At 42.8% G+C, this 18,760-nt stretch carries 17 protein-coding genes and 2 pseudogenes; 5 read left to right on the top strand and 14 right to left on the bottom strand.

Annotated features, from left to right (window positions below; all coding sequences use genetic code 11):
* Window positions 1-93 precede the first annotated feature (93 nt).
* The 4 genes and pseudogenes from F6K38_RS00815 to F6K38_RS00830 form a co-directional block, all read right to left on the bottom strand.
* Entirely contained in the window at window positions 94-2,454 is a 2,361-nt protein-coding gene (locus tag F6K38_RS00815; RefSeq protein WP_287355899.1) for a ComEC/Rec2 family competence protein, read from the bottom strand.
* Window positions 2,454-2,933 carry a DUF4079 domain-containing protein gene (locus F6K38_RS00820; RefSeq protein ID WP_008178438.1) on the bottom strand — a complete coding sequence of 160 codons (480 nt, stop codon included), beginning with the start codon at window positions 2,931-2,933 and terminating at the stop codon, window positions 2,454-2,456. Before F6K38_RS00820 ends, F6K38_RS00815 begins: the two co-directional genes overlap by 1 nt.
* 455 nt (window positions 2,934-3,388) lie before the next feature.
* On the bottom strand, window positions 3,389-4,270 hold the full coding sequence (locus F6K38_RS00825) for a hypothetical protein (protein WP_287355900.1): 882 nt from the start codon (window positions 4,268-4,270) through the stop codon (window positions 3,389-3,391).
* 303 nt (window positions 4,271-4,573) lie between these two features.
* A pseudogene (locus F6K38_RS00830) lies at window positions 4,574-4,666 on the bottom strand (IS200/IS605 family transposase); the annotation flags it as partial.
* 82 nt (window positions 4,667-4,748) lie between these two features.
* Between F6K38_RS00830 and F6K38_RS00835 the strand changes: the two are divergent.
* The 3 genes from F6K38_RS00835 (at window position 4,749) to F6K38_RS00845 (ending at window position 8,637) form a co-directional block, all read left to right on the top strand.
* Entirely contained in the window at window positions 4,749-5,588 is an 840-nt protein-coding gene (locus tag F6K38_RS00835; RefSeq protein ID WP_287355901.1) for an SGNH/GDSL hydrolase family protein, read from the top strand.
* Between the two features lie 473 nt (window positions 5,589-6,061).
* Entirely contained in the window at window positions 6,062-7,399 is a 1,338-nt protein-coding gene (locus tag F6K38_RS00840; protein ID WP_008178432.1) for a pyridoxal phosphate-dependent decarboxylase family protein, read from the top strand.
* A 62-nt stretch (window positions 7,400-7,461) separates the two neighbouring features.
* Window positions 7,462-8,637: a PLP-dependent transferase gene (locus F6K38_RS00845; RefSeq protein ID WP_008178429.1), complete on the top strand. Its 1,176-nt coding sequence runs from the start codon at window positions 7,462-7,464 to the stop codon at window positions 8,635-8,637.
* Window positions 8,638-8,807: 170 nt separating this feature from the next.
* On the opposite strand, the gene F6K38_RS00850 is transcribed toward F6K38_RS00845, so the two are convergent.
* The 9 genes and pseudogenes from F6K38_RS00850 to F6K38_RS00890 all read right to left on the bottom strand — a co-directional run bounded on the left by F6K38_RS00850 (window position 8,808) and on the right by F6K38_RS00890 (window position 15,585).
* Complete coding sequence (locus tag F6K38_RS00850) at window positions 8,808-9,248, bottom strand: MATE family efflux transporter (RefSeq protein WP_229414259.1); 441 nt, start codon at window positions 9,246-9,248, stop codon at window positions 8,808-8,810.
* Window positions 9,249-9,268: 20 nt separating this feature from the next.
* Window positions 9,269-9,427: a hypothetical protein gene (locus F6K38_RS00855; protein WP_229414257.1), complete on the bottom strand. Its 159-nt coding sequence runs from the start codon at window positions 9,425-9,427 to the stop codon at window positions 9,269-9,271.
* A gap of 71 nt (window positions 9,428-9,498) precedes the next feature.
* Entirely contained in the window at window positions 9,499-9,720 is a 222-nt protein-coding gene (locus tag F6K38_RS00860) for a hypothetical protein (RefSeq protein WP_131826970.1), read from the bottom strand.
* Between the two features lie 223 nt (window positions 9,721-9,943).
* Window positions 9,944-10,798 (bottom strand): hypothetical protein, encoded by an 855-nt coding sequence (locus F6K38_RS00865; protein WP_287355902.1) that lies wholly within the window; start codon window positions 10,796-10,798, stop codon window positions 9,944-9,946.
* Between the two features lie 63 nt (window positions 10,799-10,861).
* The gene (locus F6K38_RS00870; protein ID WP_154659738.1) at window positions 10,862-11,014 is read right to left on the bottom strand and encodes a hypothetical protein; all 153 of its coding nucleotides are present in this window, start codon (window positions 11,012-11,014) and stop codon (window positions 10,862-10,864) included.
* Between the two features lie 15 nt (window positions 11,015-11,029).
* On the bottom strand, window positions 11,030-12,055 hold the full coding sequence (locus F6K38_RS00875) for a DUF6492 family protein (protein ID WP_008181924.1): 1,026 nt from the start codon (window positions 12,053-12,055) through the stop codon (window positions 11,030-11,032).
* Between the two features lie 293 nt (window positions 12,056-12,348).
* Window positions 12,349-12,654, bottom strand: a pseudogene (locus tag F6K38_RS00880) (ABC transporter permease subunit); the annotation flags it as partial.
* Between the two features lie 465 nt (window positions 12,655-13,119).
* Window positions 13,120-14,502, bottom strand: a complete 1,383-nt coding sequence (locus tag F6K38_RS00885) for a DUF2330 domain-containing protein (protein ID WP_008181927.1) — start codon at window positions 14,500-14,502, stop codon at window positions 13,120-13,122.
* A 75-nt stretch (window positions 14,503-14,577) separates the two neighbouring features.
* Window positions 14,578-15,585: an RnfABCDGE type electron transport complex subunit D gene (locus tag F6K38_RS00890; RefSeq protein WP_008181929.1), complete on the bottom strand. Its 1,008-nt coding sequence runs from the start codon at window positions 15,583-15,585 to the stop codon at window positions 14,578-14,580.
* 113 nt (window positions 15,586-15,698) lie between these two features.
* Between F6K38_RS00890 and F6K38_RS00895 the strand changes: the two genes are divergently transcribed.
* A complete protein-coding gene (locus tag F6K38_RS00895) occupies window positions 15,699-15,932 on the top strand; it encodes a hypothetical protein (protein ID WP_008181931.1) in 234 nt (77 codons plus the stop codon).
* Window positions 15,933-16,017: 85 nt separating this feature from the next.
* On the top strand, window positions 16,018-17,385 hold the full coding sequence (locus tag F6K38_RS00900; protein WP_008181932.1) for an FG-GAP and VCBS repeat-containing protein: 1,368 nt from the start codon (window positions 16,018-16,020) through the stop codon (window positions 17,383-17,385).
* Window positions 17,386-17,636: 251 nt separating this feature from the next.
* Here F6K38_RS00900 and F6K38_RS00905 read toward each other — a convergent pair whose 3' ends face one another.
* Window positions 17,637-18,548, bottom strand: coding sequence for an alpha/beta fold hydrolase (locus F6K38_RS00905; protein WP_287312212.1), 912 nt, complete (start codon window positions 18,546-18,548; stop codon window positions 17,637-17,639).
* Window positions 18,549-18,760 lie beyond the last annotated feature (212 nt).

Raw genomic sequence — 18,760 nt, forward strand, 5'->3', positions numbered from 1 at the left:
CTTCATCTGAAATTTGAACACAAAACCGTGGAATTTGTCAAGCCTGCTGTTGAAAACTCAGGCATTCCTGGGTGGTCAATGATGGGATCACTATCAAGGAACATCAATGTCTATCTCAATATCGTCAACAGTAGTCTTAAAACCACCATCCGGTGTCCACTGGATAGCACCATCACGGCCTGTCCAATAGAGGGTCATCTTAGCATTGCGCATTAGCTTCGCCGTGTAGGAATCTACTACATTCGATGATGCGATCGCAATTTTTGGCTGCAGGGCATCCAGGAATTCTGGCCTCAGACTTTTTCCCGACCACCAAAGTACTTGTAGCTCAGGGAAACGGATGGTTTTGGCTAACTGTTTTTGGAAGCCTGGTTTGAGGTCTCCTAGGAGTAACCAATTTTGGTCAATGATGCGCATCAGCAACACTGGTGGTTCAGTGTTGACTAATTCTATTGATGTAGAGCCAACAGAGAGTATTTCACCCACAGGAATTGGTTGGTAGTAACCCTGCCTAGATGCTACTGCACTAGCGATAGAGTTACGGGTGACAATATCGTTCCAATTTTGAGCCTGAGACAATGGTCGTTGTAAATCAGTGTTATCGTAGAATGTGTCGATAGGTAAACTACCTAGAACCTGAACCCAACCACTTCTGAGTTGGGGCTGCTTGTCTAGAGCAACCGCCCAATTAATATGATTGATACCTTGCTTTTGCAGAAAAGGCAGCACTGTAAACCTTACTGTATCAGGGTTGCCACTATTGACCAACGTTACTTGTCCCTGGTCTTGAATCACTAAAATTTGGTCATTTCCTGTAGCTAGCACTGTAACTTGAAACAATTTTGACGCTTGTTGCCATTGGGGCAACACCACCACAGTGACAGCAACTAGACTAATCAGCCACCAACGAGGATGTAACCATTTAATCAAGCAAGCTAGAGCAATTAGCCCGTAGAGGAATAACAGTTGCCCTAGGGAAATTTTGCCCACCGCTACAGAACTTCCTGGCAACTGATTGAAAAATTCCACTAGTCCCATCAGTCCATGGGTTGGGTAATACAGTAACCAAGCCAGTCCACTTCCTGCTGTTGGCCAAATTAGTCCTGCCAAGGCGCTGACAATTCCACCCAAAGTGATAATAGAAATTAGGGGTGTAGCAATAACACTAACTGGTATAGAGTAGCTGGCAACAACTTGAAAAACATACAGTTGCAGGGGTAGAGTCCAAACTGCTGCTGCAATTGGCACAGCAACTAGGGATGCGATCGCAGGTGGCAACCAATCCAAACGTTGGATAATCCCTGGTGCAGTGATTAGTAATCCTAGGGTGGCCAGAAAACTCAGCTGAAATCCCAAATCCCAGATCCACAAAGGATTAAATAGGAGTAATAGTGTTGCTGCTAACAAGAGTGACCCTAAAGGCTTTACTTTCCGTGCCGTCACTAACGCAATTAGGGCACCCACCCCCATCAGAGCCGCCCGCATTACTGATGGCTGCAGTCCAGTTAATGCCACGTAAATTAACAGTACACTCAAGCTAATACTGAACTGCTTTTCCTTGCTTAAACCCCTGGTAACGGCTAAGACAAAACCCAACAGCAAAGAGACATGGAATCCAGATGCTGCTAAGGTATAGGCTAACCCAGCCTGAATAAATTGATCCCGGATATCGTAGGGCAAATCAACAGCACGACGTCCTAAAACCATTGAACTGACTAACGGACCTGTGGGAGAGCCTAAAAAGCGAACTTGGGAACGGATAATACGTTGTCGCAGTCTCCACCATCCCCAGGGTTTGCCAATAGTTTCCTCATCAAAGTTTATTTGACGCCCACTCAAACCAGCAAAAGCCCCTTGACGGGCAAGATAGGCTCCAAAGTCGAAGGCTCCGGGATTAGTCACTGGCTTGGGTTTATATAAAACCCCAGTTACGCTAATTATCTGACCTGGGTAGATACCAGTTCCTTGAAGTAATGGCACAGTCACATACAACTTGCCTGTCACTCCCTGACTGATCGCTCCCCCATCTTCGCGACTTTCAATTTCAGTTAACTGAGTAGCTTGTAACCAAAATTGTGTACGCTGAGTTCGGGTCAGGCGAGGCATACTCTCCACTTTGCCTTCAACCTTAAACAGTTGCTCTGGAGCAATGCTATTGGTTGAGGGGACATATTCGCTAATGTCATTCAGTTCTGGTTGTGGTACCCGCAATTGAAAATAGACCACCGCCAAGGCCGAGATTAGTCCTGCTGCTACCCATAATCTTGGTTTTGGTCCTGTGCGCCAGAACCTGGGGAATGCGATCGCAGCCACTATCCCTGTGACAACTAATCCTGTTACCAAAGCTCTGTACTCTTGCCAGGGAATCTCACCAGTCGGTAAGTTGAGAATCCCTGTAGACAGTAAGCCCAGAATATAAGCAAGACTTATTACTGTACCAGTGGCAGGCTTCATCAGATCGATAAACCTAGCTTTAAGCCCAAAACAACATGAAGCAATAGCAGGCAAAGTGCCGTACTTCCTAAGTAGGCATGAACGCTACGCACCAATGCTTTGTTTCCGCCAAAGCCAGTCAAGGCAATCACCCCATTAGCAGCCAGCACAATCAGTACGATTGATCCTGTCCAAAAGTGGGGGCTTTCTAGAATTGGCTGATACTGCATTACCAGAGACAAAACCCCACCCGTGTAGCCACCTGCGATAAAAATGAACATCCAGGGTGCTATTTTTCGATGATTACTGCGACTCTGTAGTGCTATTTCAGGATCAGATACTACTCGGCCACGCCATCCTGCTATTCCCACAAAGCTACCCATAATCAATACCACAATTCCCATCATCAATGGGTGTCCCCAATGCACCACTGGCTCAGGAATACCTAAAATTCTAAATTGGTTAGCAATTGGTTCTAAGAGCTGACTGAAATTTCCCACCGGTGTAAAACTATCCTCTCGATTAAGGTTGACCTAGCTTAGGTAACCATCTTTGTAGCATATTCAGAATTTGATTGGGCAACAAAATCTCACCATATCCAGATAGTGATGTTTAGATTCCTTGACACTTGTCTCAAACTAACAAACAGATAATTCAAACACTTGCAGTTCAACGTGAACAAAAAATCATACCAGATCCTAGAAGACTGGTATGATCCTTTGCTTGTCCCTAGTGCAAAGGAGACGCAGGGCTTTAGCCCCCAGGGCAAAGCCATCTAAATTTTTTTTGACAATAATTTAATAACCGACATTCCTCACTTCTCACTCCTCACTTCCTCACCCCGCCACTGTCACTACTTTGTTTATAATGATAATTTAAAAAAAAATGAGTAATACTAAATAGCTAGGATTACCCAGGAAAATTTAAAACTGGTATATATCAAAATTAGTAAATACTAATTTTTTTCTGCCGCTAATGTAGCTTTGGAGTTTTTTTGAGCAATGCCTTTATTATAGAAAAGCCAGGTAAAGATGACTAATCCAGCTTCGGTTCCTAATAAATCGTGAAGGATATGAAATAAAGCATTGAAAGTCACTTGCGGATCACTATAGGGATTCCCTCCAAATTTATCTAGAAGAAACACAAAGGTTAAATTGACTCCAACGGAGAAAATTGGGAAAAGAATAATTTTCCAATCTTGGAGTATCGTATAGCCTCGATAGGTCAACACACCCAAAACTAGAGTAAGTACAATATAGATAGGAATCTTAAAATTATCGTTACCGGCTTGATAACCTAAAGGGTACAAAATTGAAACAACTAACAGACTGATGGCAAACACAATGTTAATTAAATTGGTGATGATAGTAGTCTTCTCCACTAACCCATCCGCCCACAGCGCAAATGCTGAAATCAAGAAAAAGTAAAACATGAAATTCAGCATCGTAAAATCGTTTTGATAATACCAGCATTGGGTGACGTGCCAACCAATTTCTGAAGCGATCGCCACCATCACAAAAGCTAGACCGAGTTGGGAAGCAAAAATACTTCTCGATGGCAGTCCTAAATTTTTTAAACTGTTGTCAAAAATTCTCATCGCCAGAGGTATTAGGGCAAAAACCAGCACGTGAGTAATAATTAATCCCAGTTTCCAACCATCGACTATACAGGTTCTAGAAGGGTCTGTCGGCGATTCGGCGATTCCGGGCAATGTGGCGAGAATATAGCCAAATCCAGCTAAACCAATTAAGAAGCAGAGTGCAGTAAACCCTAAGTTGCTAGTAAAAATCTTGCCATCGTTATTTTCCTGGGATTTAGTAAATTGCTTTGAAGACATTCATACAGCTCCTGCTCATAGACAACTAAAACAAATCGCCGAAATCGCTGGAGGAGTCTCCCCACAGCCTGATATCAACTACTAATTGTCTCACAATAACTATCCCTGTAATCTAATAGTTAAGATAAATTTTAGGTTATCATTGATAAATGTTAAGTAACCATCAAATTTATGATGATTGCGTTACATATCTTTGTTAAGATATAGATTGCTTTACAAGTGTGATGGCTAAAGCCCCTGTACTTTAGTCGGGGGATATAAGCGAACGGATGAATTGATTCATCCGCGATGCGGGTCGCTAATTTACACTAAAACTTTCTGAGTGCTAATCTTGCCAGTGGTGTCAAACATATACGAATGTGTCCATAAACTTGGCAATCTCAACAGGTCTGGAAATTATTGTCTAAGCAATAATGATCTTCGTAATTGGTTTGCTCATTGCTGTTACTGTACCTCAAGCTTACTAGGAAACTATAGTATGAAGCAAAAATTCTCCCCAAAATTGACCTTAATCGCCGCTTATTGCATCAGCATATTTCAGTTTTCTCCCACCGCAGAAGCGCTCACCATCGATCAAAGGTCTCTCAAGATTATGCCTTTAGGAGACTCAAACACTCGTGGTAAAGCATTGGATCGAGCCGGATATCGAGATGACCTGTGGGCATTGTTTAAAGATAATGGCTATAGAGTAAATTTTGTGGGTAGCGCTACCTCAGAAAATCCCGAAATAGTTTTAGGCCAAAACAACACATATGTGTTTGACAAAGAGCATCAAGGGCATGGGGGATTTGCCATAGCTGGTGTTGGAGCATCCAATGCGTGGTCAGATTTAAACTCCGAAATAGAAGATTGGCTGAAGCAGGCAAGACCGGATATTATCTTATTAATGGCTGGCACAAACGACATACTTTTTCAGAATGAAAGCCCTGAAGATACAGTCAATGAAATGATTTTACTAATTGATAAAATTCTCGCCTGGTCAGATCAGGTATATTTGTTTGTCTCTTCAATTCCCCCCATTAACCCCTCTGCACTTAAGGATGGTACTCTCAAGAATCAGAAAGCTGATAAATACAATAACCTATTGGCAAATTTGCTGACTGGAGAAAGTTATAAAAACAAGAACATTCGATTTATTAATAACCGCAATATATTCACCCCTGATCACATGCTTGAGGATGGTATTCACCTAACCCCAGAGGGTTACAAAAAGTTGGCTCACGCTTGGTTCAAAATCATGATCGGCATTGGTACGAGGGAAGAGCAAGATGATATTCCTATAGATTTTCCCCTTGAGATCGAGATCTATGGTAGTTGAGAAAAAAATCTACAGGGTAAGCGCCTTGCGCTTACCCTGCGGTATAACCCCATCATTAAATTGCTAATTGTTGATAGCACCTCAAGTAGCGTGCGCTACGCGCATTTGCTGTAGGCGAAGCTCTTCTGAAGGATAATGATTTTGCTAATTGCTGACCATAACCATAGATACCAAATGGCTTCTATAGACCTTTCGGAATGAATTCACGGGGCTATCAAGCTCCTCGTTTTTGCCCGTGTGATTCGATGTGGTATTATACAAAGGTCTGTCTCCGTAATTATTGTGATAACGCCAGATTCTAATATTGATGTATCAAATTTTTCAGGCTTCCTGCCTCAAAAAATCTGTATCAATTGCTAATTTTTCCACTCCGATCTCCGCTGATGCGCACTGGGTGGCTTGATCACGATTGGAATTGGCGATATCCAGACAGCTTAGACTGAATTACCCTAAACTTCGTACAAACATTTAAGATGCTAACAGAACAAGACATTGATCAATGCTTGAAGATGCTGGATGGCATCTATAGTTTATCCGAACCGGAAAGATTAGAGAGGATTGACAAATTTGTTAAATCTACCCTGTCTATTACTCCAGATATCTACAGTCCAAAAAACTTAAAATACTTATTTTCCTATCCCGACCCCATCGGTGTTTTTGCCGATTTCGTGTCTAACTACATTAATTCTAATATTCATACTGAAGAATGTTCGCCAATTTTTACTCGTTGTGAAGTAGAAATGGTAGAAACTCTCCTGCCGTTAGTGGGTTATCCTGAAGGCGATGGTATCTTTTATCCGGGTGGTACCTTATCTAATTTGGCATCTGTATTCTTAGCAGTACAAAGAGCAAAAGTTAATTTAGGACAATCAGTCATTCTGGTTTCCGAACATTCTCATTACTCTATCAGTAAAGCTGCTAAGATTTGTGGGATTCAACATATTATCAATGTTAAAACAAGCACAAAAGGAGTCGTTGATCGAGAACATTTACGAGAATTAGTCAGCAAAATTAAAGCTGATAATCTCAATCTAATTTACTTTGCTTGTGTTCTGGGTTCGACTACCTTGGGAACTTTCGATCCGGTAGAAGAAATACTGGAAATATTCCAAGAATTCGCGATTCAACCTTGGATTCATCTTGATGCAGCTTGGGGAGGCGGGGTTTACTTTAGTGAAGATGCAGCGTTTTCTAGAAAACTGAGTTCTTTGTCAGATTCAATTGTATTAGACTTTCATAAATTTCTTTCAGCCCCTCTATTATGCTCAGTCTTACTGGTGAAAGACAAATCTGTTTTAGTGGATGAAGTAATCGCACATAATCCTAATTCTCCATTTAACAGCAACCAGAATAGAAAATATAGTCTCAGCATCAAGTCTTTACAATGTTCCCGAGAAGCCTATGCCTTTAAGCTTTGGTTGATGTTCAAACATCATGGTCTTGAACATTTTCAAAATTTAATTCAAAAATACTATAAAAATCGTAAAGAATTCAGGAAACAACTTTCGGATCGGGTTTTATATGTCGTCGAACCCCAGTATTTTAACCTCTGTTTCTGGTTTATTCCTGAAGAAATGGAAGTGAAGGAAACCATCACAGATTACACGGCGGCAGAAATTGATAAAATCGATCAACTTAATCTCGCTATCTATGATCAAGTAGTCCAGGATGACTTTATCAAAGTCAGTTCGTCTAGTTTTAATAATCTTCCGGCATTTATTCGGATAATTGTACATCATGGAAATCTGACAACAGATATCATTTCTGAAATTGTTGCTTATTTATATAAAATCTATGAATCTTTTGGATAAAGTCGTTGTCTAAGTCTAATCTAGAAGTCCAAAATTACAGGAAATTACAGGAGGATTAGAGAATGGGCAGAGTCAGAAAGCATGAATCCTACACCAACTCAATTCTAACACCCATTTATCAAAATACAGCCTACTTTTATGACGATCATGAAACTTATGTTAAAGCCTTACACGAAGGATCGCTCACAAAAGGCCGTTATGGCAGGTATCATAATCCGAATTGGGAAGAAGTAGAGGGAATTTTAGCCCAACTCGATAAGGCTGAAGATTGCTTACTATTTCCCAGTGGAATGAGTGCGATTTACAGCACTTTAATGGCATTCGCCAAATCTCAAAGCTGTTTCGCAACAACTTGCTATCTCTATAAAAACACAAGACGTGTTTTTGAGAATCTTGAGAAACTGGGGTTCAAAACTTTGATTTTGGATAATTCGGATCTATCTGAGTTGATGAGAACACTTGATCAAGTCAGTCAAGATATTAATATTCTTTTCCTAGAACTTCCCTCTAACCCTCATCTTTACCTGGCAGATATTGAAAAAATCAAAGAGTTGTTAGAACCCGATACGCTTCTGGTTGTCGATAGTACCTTTGCCAGTCCCTATAATTTTCAACCCTGTTTATGGGGGGCAGATTTAGTGATTCATAGTTGTACTAAATATCTCAATGGTCATGCTGATGTGGTACTGGGAAGTGTTGCTGGGAAAAAGGAAGCGATCGCTCAAATTAGAAATTTCAGAAATATCAATGGAGTTATTCCTAGCCCTCGGGATGTGTTTACATTGGGTCAACACTTGAAAACCTTTCAGTTGAGAATGGAGTCTTTAAATGCTTCAGGGCAAAAACTGACTGAGTTTTTAAATTCCCATGATTTGGTTTCCAAGGTCTATTATTTGGGCTTAGATTCTCATCCTCATCGAGAACTCTCCAAGAAATATTTTACTAATGGGTATGGTGGTGTTGTGACCTTTGAACTCAAACTTTCAAAACGTGAGACATCAGAATTCATTGACAACTTAAAAATTCCATATATTGCTTCTAACTTTGGTTCAGCGGAAACCTATATCGAACAGCTTGCTCCCTTTACCTACTACTATTTATCCGACCAGGATAGAAAATCATTAAATATTACGGATAGTCTGATTCGACTCTCCATCGGCTTTAATGATCCAGTCGATAGTATCATTGAGGATCTCGATTGTAGTCTTGCTCGATATATCCCTACGGAAATACATTAGACTTCGCGGCAGTTGTCGGGAACAGGGAACAGGGAACAGGGAACAGGGAACAGTGGACAAGAATTGAGGTAAACACTATCAGAAAAATACTTTTGCGCATAGGTCTATTAGAGTATCTTGTTTCTGTACTCTATTTCCTTTGGCCTTACCCCCGATTATATTATCCTAATCTAAATGGAACCCTGCCAAATGCAATCACTTAACTGCTGAATTTCTTGGAATCGAACATCCTGACTGATAAAGAAGATTCCCACAAATAAGGTCAAATATTGACTCAAACAAGCATAAAAACCAGCTCCAATACTGCCCCAATGCCATTTAATAATGGAAAAATAATCAAAGATTATATTGCCTAAATTGCCAATGATTGTTATCACTAGCACCTTACCACTCATCTCTTTTCCTAATAACCAACCGATCACGACTAAGTTAAGTGCCACTGCGGGAGCACCCCAAATACGGGCATTAAAATAAGCAATACCAGAAGATTTAACGTCATCAGGAGCATCGAGTATAAGAAACCAAATTTTCTCGATAGGATATTGTAAAATAACAATTAATACACCCAGTACCAACCCTATCAATCCATTGCGTAAACCCACTAATAACATGGCTTCCCGGTCATCTTTGCCTACAGCTTGAGCCGTCGCTCCCGTTCCATCCGCAAGAAGTGTAAAAGTCGGTAAAGATAGGTAAACAAAACCGTTGCGACTGCAACTCCTGCTAAGTGACGAATTTCTGGCAGATGTCCCAGGAAAGCCACGCTGACTAAGCCCGATAAGGGAATCATGATATTGGAGAGAGGTAAGCATTCAGCTCTCAGCTCTCAGCTCTCAGCTCTCAGCTCTCAGCTCTCAGCTCTCAGCTTTCAGCTCTCAGCTTTTGAATAAAACAGGTAACCATTTGTCTAATCTGAGTTACGTCTGTTGAGCACTGACCCCTGACAGCTGACGGCTGACCACTGACCACTGACAGCTGACGGCTGACCACTGACCGGTGAATACTTACGGAGAGAGTATTAATGACCGCAAGCCTGTAGAAGCGGGGGATAAGACTGTCTGAGTTTAAGCGGGCAAGTTTCATCGGCTCAAATATCAACTTTATTGGTATTTTTAATAGTAAATTTTAACAAAAATCAAGCTTAATTTTAAAAATTTTTATGGGATTTCAAAAGTTCCACTTTCTGTGAAACACAGGATAGAGAGACAACTCAGATCAAGAACAATTCTGATAGCTGGTCAGCTACCTAAAAAGGGAAGCTAAAAGCCCCGTCTCTTTAGAGCGGGGTGCTGATGTTCAGCGAATTTCAAATAGAGCGCATGGTCAGAGATTTTGCTAAGGTTTGATAGCTGGCAGGATGACCTGCAAAATATCCCGAGAGATAATACCTGGCAGGTTCATAATGATTTTCAGCCGTGAACGGAGCAAAAAATTGATCACTAACCAAATCTTTTCTGACAAAAAATGCATTAACACCCGATAAGTTACAGCCCACAAGATAATACCCTTTTTTATCTAGATTGACCTCAAAAAACTTCAATGAAGCCCCAAAACAATCATCTTTTTCCCATCTGTGTGTGGCATCATAGTCCATACAATATAAAATGGGTGGTGTGAACTTGGCATTATATTCAACGACAATCACTCTGGGACTTATACAGGTGATTGAATCAATAATATGATAGTCATTACCATCAATATCGACTGATAATATATCGATTTCATCAGCATCTATATTGGCAGAAATTAATTCGTTAATATTCTCTTTTGTAATAAAGGATTCAACGATTTTTAACTGACCATTTTCTATGACTTTATGAAAATATTTTCTAATTTTATTTACCGAACTAGACGACGCATCGATCCATAGACCTTGCCAATGATCAAAAAGCAGGGCAAGGGTATTGTTTTCTAAGCCATTGCCAATGCCAAATTCAACAAAGATTTGATTCGTGACACCAATCCTGTTAAAGATTTCTCTAATAATGCCATCTTCATCACTTTGGGAATAAACCTTACTACCAAAAGCAATTAAACCCTGAGGATTTTGATAGCGTTCACTTGTCCTTAAACGTTCTATTTCTTGAATAATCGGAATCTGTTTAATCCGGTTACGAATTGTTAATTCATAGCCGATATCCTGGATAATAGGCTTAATCAATTTTTGTAGTCTTTGGAGTGGCATAAACCGATTGTTTTCATACAATAACTAACGACTTTTCGGTCAACAGGTTGTTTGAAGACCATTGTTGACCTCCTCCCGACGCCAACGTTTCACTTTTGGCGCGGGATTCCCAAACTTGTTGATGTCTCGGTCATGGTGAGTCCTATATACCGGGAGGTGACCTGCTGCCATCCCAGATGAACCCGAATCCATTTAGATTTCCAATCTTTAGTGTGTGCTAGAGACTTCAGTCATGCGAGGATTCCAACGAGAACGCAACTCTTCGATATGCATATTCTCTCTGTTCTTTTTGAGATGTCGAGGGCTACTTTCAAAAGATAAAGAAGATGGCAGCGGATCTGACCCATACTCAGCTTGAATAAAGGATTCTAACTCTGTATAGGACGGAGAAAAGCTTTCTTGAGTCGGCTGGGATACCGTCGATTGATATCGCCGTAATGTCGCAGAAAACAAACCCGTACCATCATCAAAAAACCGTTCAGTGGTTGCCCCATAGCGTTCATAGGGATGAAAAGCCAGATGATCTGGGGCTTGAGCTGCCACCCAGGAAACGTAAGACCAATATTCACTAAAGGTGCCAAATTTCAGCGCAGATCGCATCATCAGCAACAACCAATGGTCATCCGATTGAAAGTAGTTGCTCACCTGACACTTAAAGGACTTAAGGTGCTCTTGTTTAAACCACATATGATGGGGAATAAAAGTGCCTTCAGGGTCTGTTAGGGGTTCAACCCCCAACACCGAGCGAATCCATTCTGCCCAAGTGGAGACAATGCTCGCATTGCCCCACTGATTGTGCTGAAGTAGGGCAAACGTATGCTGTTGGGTTTGGTTCTCCTCACAAATCAGCGGCCAAGTCGCAACCGGAAGTAGGTCACTATCCCAGACAACATACCATTCACTTAAGTCATCAATTCCCTCACCAGCACCCAGTTTTAAGAGTTGCTGATAGAACCAGCCTGGAGTATAAAGGGATTCCCCGAGTTCCAGTTCAGCACAAATTCTGTCTTTTGTCAGACCACTCTTTTGAAAGAAGGTTTCCTCAGAATGGGTATAAAGGGGAGCCACTTCCCAACCCTGAGACACCTGTTGTAGTGATCGCGCCTCTGGCTCAGGTGAAATCACATGGATACTGCGAGGTTTGTAATGGGTTGTAATTCCCTCAAGCACACCCCGCGTGTTCCAGCGCAACTGATAGAGAGGAATCACAAAGTCGAAGATTTCTTGTGACATAGCGTTTAACTCCGAATTTATCTAGACTATCAACAATAAAAATATCATCTTAATCGAGCAAGGAGTCAGTGTTAGTTTAGGATGTTAAGGTCTCTTGCCGTTATTAACATCTAAGCTGAACAAGTACCTCAGAACCCCATTCAGAATTGATCATTCATCACTTATCATTCATATGGGCTAGCAGTGGAACCTCTGCTATTGCGACTGGTTGAGCAGAACTTAGCTAAAGCTAGACTTTAAGTCGCCTTCAACCCCATTCATAATTTATAATTAATCATTCAATAATTCAATTATAATAATCCCACAATTGCCAACAGTGTTGTATCCTGAAACAGACTAATAAACTGACCGACAATCGATGGAATCGATATTTTAAAAGCTTGAGGTAAAACAATCAATCCTAAAGTGAACGGGGTATTCAAACCTAGGGCTTTAGAAGCTTCTACTTGACCTCTCGGTATGGCTTGGATTCCACCCCGCACCTTTTCTGCTAGATCAGCTGAACTAAATATTGTTAATCCTACAATTGCCCGTAATACCCGATCCGGTCGCATTCCTTTGGGTAAAAATAAGGGCAGTAAAACTTGTCCTATAAATAAGCTGATATGCATTTAAATTGGTTATTACCTATTCCCTTTTGGGAAACTCAATTGCTACATCGCTTACCTTAAGGGAGTTTGAGTCTCAAAGTAGTACAAATGAACAGAGTAACTTCAGTCAAAAAACTTTTATCTGTAGTTTTTGATACTAATTTAGATGAGCTTACCCTGGTTCAACCCGTCAAATTTATGATATAGCAGTTCTCATACTCATGAGCGACATTGCTTATCCCTTTAAGGCAAAAGGCAAAAGGCAAAAGGCAATAGTAAAGAGGGTTTTAAGGTAATCAGTCTCAAAGACTAGTGTACCTCATAACTGCGAGAAACGCTATAATTGCGTTACATATCTTTGTTAAAATTTAGATTGCTTTACATTAAGTCTAGGTTACTTGTTACTTGTCAAGTAAGAAATAACAAGTAAAACAAGTAACCAAGTAACAAGTCACAAGTAACGATTTCCATGGTTTACCAAAGATGTCTCCACCAAGGAATAGGCTTAACATCAGGAAAATCGATTTTATTGCGGATTTCATCAATATCCCATCCAGTCAACTCAGCTAAGGTTTGAGCTTCCTGTTTCAATCGTCGATTTAAGGATTGTTGATAGTCAACTCCTGCGCTACAGCTCATCTTCCCAGTAAAGGGATGACGAAGGATATATCGTCCCTGAAACAATTCACGGTTTGACGTTTCCTGGAACATCAAATCTTCTGGGAACGTATCACGGGTATAGCGAACATGGAGGCGAGTGATATAAACATTATTGGGTCTTCTATTGGTTCTTCCTGAGTTTAGCCAAAAGACACCTGATTTCCGGAGTTCTTCCCGATTGAGGGGATTAGCTGAACATGGGTCACAACTAGCCATATCCCAAGCATATTCAAGAAAAGCCACTTTTTTACCTTCACCCTCGTAAGCAGTTTGGAACATAGCAGTGTAGAAATCACCAAACTCTGCTTTGACAAATACTGGAATTTCAGTATTAGAAGGAATCTTCACAGTGCGGTAGTTTGTAATTTCAGCCTGACCTCGGGGTGATAACACATACACAATCAGGTCTTGCTCACCCGTAGCATTCATCATTCCTAAGCGAATGGGCAGCATAAATCGGGGAGACTCGTAAGCCATCTGGAGGGGTCGCAACCGTTGGTAGGCAGTTTTGTCAAATTCGTGCAGATTCACATTGGGGGGGTCAAATTCGTGCAGATTCACATTGGGGGGGTCAAATTCCTCCAGATTGACTTTGGCAACGAAAAATTTCATATTCTGGCGGATGTAGGGTCGCAATAACCGATTTGCTCCCCGTGGAATTTTGTAACCGTTGCGTCTGAGCCAGGTTTCTAAACCTCTAGAGTCCTTAGCACTGAGGATAAGAATGTTATATTCTCCAACTGAGAAGCGCTCCTCTACCGTGACACCTAAACTACGATCATAAGCATCCGCTCCCCTTGTGCCACCTGGACGACCTAGGTCTGCTGGCGCACTTTCGAGATACCTTCGGTTATCGGCACAGGGGTTTGGGTCAAAATATTCCACTAGTCGAGGTGCACTAAACTGATCGAGGCCTTCAATAATCTTAGGGTCACCTACATTCACCTGTTCTCGCTGAAGCACCACAGGAACTGGGACAACCATGGCAAAGTCTTTAACATCCCCTTGATAGTCATTTGCCATGGTTAAAACAGTGCGATCGCCATCCCGAGCAATTACCACTTGAGACGTCTGGTTATATAGTTTAGTATCAGCTTTGGCCACATAAAACCCACAAAAACCCCAAGCTTTTTGAGCCAACCCTAAACTCACTAAAACCGTTATAATAATAGTACTTATAACCCGAATAATTTTCATTTTTATAAGCTTAATTCACGTCATTTAATAGGTGCGACCCGTGGCGAATTTAATAATTAGATGCGGAAAGCGCACCTAAGATTCACTATCATGCCAGGAAAATCTTGTAGATGACCAAATAAAATCCAAAATTACGGTCAAAGGGGATAGGGCAAACAACGCCCAGAAAATAGCAGTAGGCATGAAGAATTGATTGCGCAATATAAAAGTGAGTAACGCAATACACACCGCCCATAGCAATCGACTAATCGGTGCATTGGGGATTGAGCGAGGGTCGGTTAGCATAAATAGGGCAAATAGTAACAAAGACCCACTCATCAAGCGATGGCAAAATACATCCCAACTCCAGCCAAGCCAGACATTTCTAATCCCTTCTAAAACGGCATAAGCACCCAAAAACGCTGCCGTTGTATCCCATCGTCCTACCCGTTTTAACACCATACTGCCAGTACCAGCAAATAATAGAGCATACCAACCATCATCCCCCCACTGTCCGGGAGAAACCCAAGCATCATTGCTTAGGATAAGAACAGCAATAATTCCGAAATTGGCTGGATTAAAAAAATGCTTGCCCTCTACTCGGAAAATAAATTTACTCAAAATTCCTAGGGAGCCAGCTAAAACCATAGTGCTATAGTTATCAGCACGCAGCAGCAGACTCAAGCTTAAGGCTGTAATCATAGCACTTTTTAGGGAAGGGGGTTTGGGAGAACTGGCGAAAGTAGCATCATTATCCTGGGGGCAATTTGATTTTTTTGTCAGCAGATTAAGAATTGTTTCTAAGGTTTGAATTTTGCACCATTCAAGGCTAGTTTGGAAATAGGGTTTGGGATTAAAACTCAAAGGGAGGCCAAGGAAAGGGAGGCCAAAGAAAGAGAGGCCAAGCTCCCCAGAGTTTTTGATTGCGGATCTGTGTTTGGGGTTTGACCAAAGAAATGCTGCTAACCACTGAGTTAGTAGACAGCTTGCGATTACAACTAGAATCAAGTCTGGTCTTAGTGTCCAGTCCCGAGTGCTGATGCCCAAGACTAGGAAGATGGAGAGAAACAGAATTTGATGGTTTCGGGGGTCTTGTTGCCACATTATCTACGCATTCTGATCCGACTGTTAAAGTAATCAGGGCGCTCTTTATGGATCAGGTTTAACACAAAAAAACACGCTAACTCTACGAAGACTACTGCAAGAGCTATCAGGCAATGTTTACCCGCTACCAACACCAGGCTACGGGAGCGATCGCACCATTCTTGATGCAGTCGCTCATGGGGGAAACCCCCAAGACCGCGCTGCATCGCTACTGTGCAAATGCTCTTTTTGACTGGTTCTGCACAGGTACTGGATTTGGGCAAGCTAATTTAGACCAACAATCAGCAGAGAGTTTCTGGCTGGTGATTATCATAGCCTACCCAATCAATGTAAAGTTTCGTAACTGACTGCATAAACTCCTGAACTGGGTCTGAGAAGTCTACAGAGGGAATTGGGAAAGCGCTCAAACCAAATCCAAGTAGGTAAATAATTATGGCAGATTTTAACAAAGACGGTTTTGACGACTTAGTAGTAGGTGCCCCTGGTGAAGCCCCGGGGTCGGCTCCCAAGTCGGGGTTTGCCTTTGTGTTTAATGGTTCCCAGAACGGACTGGTCGCCAGGCAAGGGCTGGGTCAGGCAGGACTCGGAGCTAATGAAGCTGGTGATCGGTTTGGTGAATCCTTAGCAGTGGGAGACTTCAACGGCGACGGTTTTGACGACTTAGTGGTTGGGGCCCCTGGTGAAGCCCCGGGGTCGGCTCCCAAATCCGGGTTTGCCTTTGTGTTTAATGGTTCCCAGAACGGACTGGTTGCCAGCCAAGGGCTGAGTCAGGCAGGACTTGGAGCCAATGAGGCTGATGATCGGTTTGGTGAATCCTTAGCAGTGGGAGACTTCAACGGCGACGGTTTTGACGACTTAGTGGTTGGGGCTCCTGGTGAAGCCCCGGGGTCGGCTCCCAAGTCGGGGTTTGCCTTTGTGTTTAATGGTTCCCAGAACGGACTGGTCGCCAGCCAAGGGCTGGATCAGGCAGGACTTGGAGCCAATGAGGCTGATGATCGGTTTGGTGAATCCTTAGCAGTGGGAGACTTTAACGGTGACGGTTTTGACGACTTAGTGGTTGGGGCTCCTGGTGAAGCCCCGGGGTCGGCTCCCAAGTCGGGGTTTGCCTTTGTGTTTAATGGTTCCCAGAACGGACTTGTCGCCAGCCAAGGGCTGAGTCAGGCAGGACTGGGAGCCAATGAGGCTGATGATCGGTTTGGTGAATCCTTAGCAGTGGGAGACTTCAACGGCGACGGTTTTGACGACTTAGTAGTTGGTGCCCCTGGTGAAGCCCCGGGGTCGGCTCCCAAGTCGGGGTTTGCCTTTGTGTTTAATGGTTCCCAGAACGGACTGGTCGCCAGCCAAGGGCTGAGTCAGGCAGGACTGGGAGCCAATGAGGCTGGTGATCGGTTTGGTGAATCCTTAGCAGTGGGAGACTTCAACGGCGACGGTTTTGACGACTTAGTAGTTGGTGCCCCTGGTGAAGCCCCGGGGTCGGCTCCCAAGTCGGGGTTTGCCTTTGTGTTTAATGGTTCCCAGAACGGACTGGTCGCCAGCCAAGGGCTGAGTCAGGCAGGACTGGGAGCCAATGAGGCTGGTGATCGGTTTGGTGAATCCTTAGCAGTGGGAGACTTCAACGGCGACGGTTTTGACGACCTAGGGGTTGGAGCCCCTGGTGAAGCTCCTGGGTCTGATCCCAAGTCCGGGTTTGCCTTTATCTTTCATGGCTCCGCTAACGGATTGGTACCTAGCCAAGGACTGGATCAGGCAGGTCTAGGAGCAAATGAAGCCGGTGATCTGTTTGGTGCTGCACTTGCCTAGCACTTCCCTCTGAATTTTCGACGTTGCTGAAGTAAGAAATGATATCAAGTATAGTCGGGTCATTTATCAGTGGTCAGTTACCCATTCCCCATTCCCCACTCCCCTCAATTATTCCATTAATCATCAACGCCGAATTATCTAGGTTATGCATTAAGCAAATCTCGGCTAGATCGCCCGATCATTCCCAGCCTGGGGTGAGGCTAAAGTTCTCTATTAGCTTGAGCCTCGCCCATTCTAATTAACCATTTTAATTAACTGTAATTAGCCAAAATTTGACGAATTTGATCATCAATAGTCTCTGGTTTCTCAACCATCGCCATATGTCCACATTCAGCAATTTCAATCACATTGTCCCCACAGGATTGAAAGAGACTGTGAAAACTAGCAAGATGGCGCACATATTTGGGTTCCATTACCTTATCCTTAGTACCAGCAATGAAATAAACAGGTTGTTTGAGTCGGGAAACTACCTGAGGTAAGCGATGCACCTCCGCTTCTGTGGTAGAATCTAATAAGGTTCTCAATGCAGCTTCTGCGTTAGCAGTAACAAAATCAATAACCCGTTGACGTCCCCATTTCCGGGCAATAGGGCGCGCTACCTGAGCCCTGGTAAACAGTAAGTCCAGTAAAGGGACATAACACAACCAACGGGGACGCCGTTTTACCAACTGCTGACCAGCCACCCGAAACCGCTCAAATTCTTCTTTCAGATAAATCCCACCACCAGCATTAAGACAGATTACCCCTTGAATCCTCTGAGGCAGCAAATAGGCACCCCATAGAGCAATGCTACCCCCTAGGGAATGACCAACCAACCAAGCCGGCTCGATTCCCAGTTTTTCTAGCAGGATGCCCAAGTCCTGAGCATAGGCAGCTAAGCTATAGCGGTCAGTGGATGAAGCAGCAGTCTCAGGAAATGGTGATTCCGAGTCCCGGTTCGATGTTGAGCTTTGAGTGTTATGAATTTGGGACTGGGATTCACCGAATCCCCGCAGGTCATAAATCAGACACTGATACTGCTGTGACAACCTATAAATTAGAGGTTGCCAATAGCTACGGCTTAACAGCCAGCCGTGGATGAAAACCAGAACAGGACAGGATGATTGAGTAGGAGGTGTTAATTCGTAAGTATGGGATACTCCTAGGATGTTAATGCTTGCCATACCTTGATCTTATCGAAGAATTAACAGGATAGGAAATTAGTCAGTGATTTTAATCACATCTTGTTTGTCTTTACTTGAAAAGTAGGCAGGATGACGGACTTAGCCACCAATAGCCTTAAAACCCGGTTTCTGGTTATATATCAAAGGCTGAAATCGTAGTAATTACCTTAAGAAACTGGGTTTGCGGCATAAGTCCTTAGGTGCGCTTTCCC

Source organism: Moorena sp. SIO3B2 (assembly GCF_010692525.1).
GTDB classification, from domain to species: domain Bacteria; phylum Cyanobacteriota; class Cyanobacteriia; order Cyanobacteriales; family Coleofasciculaceae; genus Moorena; species Moorena producens.